Source organism: Hyphomonas sp. (assembly GCF_013823385.1).
GTDB lineage: Bacteria > Pseudomonadota > Alphaproteobacteria > Caulobacterales > Hyphomonadaceae > Hyphomonas.
Genome location: NZ_PNMA01000092.1, coordinates 1 through 3,030, shown reverse-complemented (window position 1 = coordinate 3,030; position 3,030 = coordinate 1). Strand labels below are relative to the sequence as shown.

Below are 3,030 nucleotides of genomic sequence, written 5' to 3'. Positions count from 1 at the left end.
TCAGAATGGTCACGAGGCCGCCGCCTTCATAGACACGCCGGTCGAGGACTGTTGTCTCGACCGCTTTGGAAAACGCGATGTCAGCAGCCATGTGGTGTGAGCGGTATTCTTCGAGCGAACGCTCGATGCCGCCGCTCTCTGCAATCTGCACATCGGCGGCCAGAAGGCCCACAAGCGCCGCCTCGTCACCTGCTTCCAACGCTGCGCCGAAGGCAACAACCGTTTCGATGGGTGACTTCGCCGCTGACGGGCTAGCCGCCTCATCGGCAAGCGCCGGACTTGAAAATGCGACCACGGCGGCAATTGCGAGACTGAACAGGACGGGTTTCATTTGAAGCTCCTCAGGTGGTTGGACCAGAAACGGTTGTGGCTGCTGCAATAATGATGATGATCGCGGCGAACAGAATCGCCTCGGCTCGCAGTGTCGCGCGCAAAGCGGCTCGCCCTTTGGCGGGCTCTGCCGCCAGCTGGCGTGTGACGAACATCAGATTGACCGCCCCGAGCCCGAGAAGCAGCGTTGCCGCCATAAGCTTGGACGCAAGCAGTTGTCCGTATCCGGAGCTGAGCAGGCCGGAGAACCCGCCATTGATCCGCCAGAACAGATAGACGCCGGAGAGGAACACCAAAGGCACGATAACGCGTGCGACCCAGCTGAAGGCCTCGGTACGGGCCAGAACATCTGCGTCCTTGATCCCGGACCCAGGCCAAAGAGTCACCGGCGCGGCAAACCAGAAGCCTGCAATCAGAATGTGGCCAGCCACGATCCATGGCGCGAAGCCCGGCGCCTCCAGCCCCGCTGAGTGTCCTGTAAGGGCAAAGCTTGCGCTGATGCTTATGGCGGCGAGCGCCAGAAGAATCCGGTGATGAACAAGGCTTGCCACTATGAGAAAGCCCGCGCCAACGAGAAGCGCGAGGGCAGGGGGGCCGCCAGCGGCCCAGGTCCACCCGAACTGTTCGGCAGACAGTGCTGCGCGAAGGCTTCCGCCCATCTGAGCGTTCAAAATGACGAGCCGCAGAATTGCTGCAACGGCCACCAGACCTGCGAGCCAGAACCAGGTGCGGCGGTTCGCCATCAGGCCAAGCGCCCCGTGGAGCGCCGCCCCGATTGCTCCGAGGCTGACTGCGTAGAGCAAGGCCTTGGTGACCAGATTGGCGGCGTCCAGTGGGGACATGTCGGATCGAAACCTACTTCAGCTCGAAGGCCGATTTTCCGTCCATGGGATGGCCATCCTTTGACAGGGTGCGCCATTCCAGGGTGTAGCGGCCGGGCGCCAGATCTGGGAGCGGCACGCTGAATGATTTGGCGGGCGCCCTCGGCGGCTGGAAGGGCGTGTCGATGATCTCTCCAGTTTCTGTCCGGATCGAGAAGGCGATCAGGCCGACCGGCTGGCCGAAGCTGAAAGAGAAGGCGTCGGGGAGCGTTTCTAGAACGGCGGCGTCTTGGATGTTGGCCGTCTCGACGCTGGTATGTGCGAGCGCCGGGGCGGCCAGCATTGCGACACTGGCAAGCGCGGCGGCGACCATTTTCAGAGTGTGCATGTGTTGTCCTTTCAGGGTAGATGTTCGGGGGTCATGATCAGAACCAGACCCTTATTCCGGTGACGAAGGAGAGAGTTTCGGTGTCCTCGCCGCGGGCGCGCGCATAGTCTGCCGTCTCGCCCGTTGAGGCTTTCCAGTTGACCCCCACATAGGGGGCGAACTGACGATCGATCTCGTATCGCAATCGCAGGCCAACCTCTGCCGTCGATAGGCCGGCGCGGGTTTCGAGTTCGGGCACGTCCTCAGCGGCAAAGTTGAGTTCTGTGCGCGGCTGAAGAACAAGGCGCTGTGTCAGCAAGAATTCATACTCCGCTTCAAAACGGGCAGAAAGATCACCGTCTTCACTGAGGAATACCGAGCCATCGACTTCGAACCAGTAAGGGGCAAGCCCCTGAACGCCGAGAGCGGCATAGGTGCGGGACGGGCCCGGTTCGAAGTCATGACGCAGACCCGCCTGTACGTCGAAATACCGCGTGATCGGACGAGACCAGAGTGCCTGGACTTCGGCTTCCTCAAAACGGCTGGCATCGAGATCATAATCGATCTCCGATTTTATCCAGAGCCGGTTTTCATCCGTGCCCCACCGGCCCTGGCCTTCCAGAAGAAGCGAAGGCGAACCCTCGCCCGACTGGTATTCGAATCTGTCCGCAAGAACGAAGAGCGTCGTGCCGCCGCCATGCTCCTGTTTGAGTGCCTCCTGGGATGCTTTGAACGCCTCCGCATCCCAGTAAACGGAGGCCTGCGAGCCCGCAGGCGGCGCCTCCTGAGCGAATGCTGCGGTGCCCAATGCGGTCAATCCGACCAACGCCGTTGTAATTTGTGGTACGCGTTGCATCAGTTGTGTCCTCCGTGGACGTCCGGTTGCTCTTCGGCTTCGGCTGGCATCATGTCATGCCCTTCATGGCCTTGATGGCCCGCCGAAGTAGCCGCGCCTGGATCGCGCGGCATGACCGAGACGACCTGCATCATGCCGGCATGCATGTGGAAGAGCAGGTGGCAGTGGAAGGCCCAGTCTCCGACATGGTCTGCAGTGACGTCGAACGAGAGCTTCTCGGCAGGTTTGACGATGACCGTATGCTTGCGCGGCTTGAACGCACTTTCATCAACGACGAGATCGAAGAACATCCCGTGCAGGTGGATTGGGTGGGTCATCATGGTGTCATTGACGAGCGTGACACGCAGCCGCTCACCTTCGTGGAAGATGATCGGGCCTTCGACAGCACTGAGCTTTACGCCGTCGAATGACCACATGTACCGTTCCATATTACCTGTCAGGCGTATTTCCAGCTCCCGTTCAGGTGACCTGGGGTCTGGATTTGGCTCAAGACTTCGAAGCTGCGTGTAGGTCAGCGCGCGGTGCGGAACGTTCTCGAGACCGAGGCCCGGTTCATTGAGCCGAAAGACCGGCGCCATGGCGACGTTGTCGATTCCGACCCCGGTTTTCAGAACCTTTGCCGGCGAGCCCGATGCCATGCTGGCCATTCCGCTCAT

5 protein-coding genes are annotated in these 3,030 nt (G+C 60.9%); all 5 read right to left on the bottom strand.

The window, feature by feature from the left end:
- Positions 1–331 (bottom strand): hypothetical protein (locus C0456_RS19895; RefSeq protein WP_291056237.1); only part of this gene is annotated, 331 nt, incomplete at its 3' end.
- Between the two features lie 10 nt (positions 332–341).
- Positions 342–1,172 (bottom strand): CopD family protein, encoded by an 831-nt coding sequence (locus C0456_RS19890; protein ID WP_291056234.1) that lies wholly within the window; start codon positions 1,170–1,172, stop codon positions 342–344.
- A 13-nt stretch (positions 1,173–1,185) separates the two neighbouring features.
- The gene (locus C0456_RS19885) at positions 1,186–1,539 is read right to left on the bottom strand and encodes a copper resistance protein CopC (protein WP_291056232.1); all 354 of its coding nucleotides are present in this window, start codon (positions 1,537–1,539) and stop codon (positions 1,186–1,188) included.
- A 37-nt stretch (positions 1,540–1,576) separates the two neighbouring features.
- Positions 1,577–2,335, bottom strand: a complete 759-nt coding sequence (locus C0456_RS19880) for a copper resistance protein B (RefSeq protein WP_291056230.1) — start codon at positions 2,333–2,335, stop codon at positions 1,577–1,579.
- 38 nt (positions 2,336–2,373) lie between these two features.
- On the bottom strand, positions 2,374–3,030 hold a 657-nt coding region (locus tag C0456_RS19875), incomplete at its 5' end, for a multicopper oxidase domain-containing protein (protein WP_291056227.1).

Bases quoted from the DNA above. Each gene is read 5' to 3' on its own strand.
- C0456_RS19890 (WP_291056234.1), bottom strand. From the start codon at position 1,172: ATGTCCCCACTGGACGCCGCCAATCTGGTCACCAAGGCCTTGCTCTAC.
- C0456_RS19885 (WP_291056232.1), bottom strand. From the start codon at position 1,539: ATGCACACTCTGAAAATGGTCGCCGCCGCGCTTGCCAGTGTCGCAATG.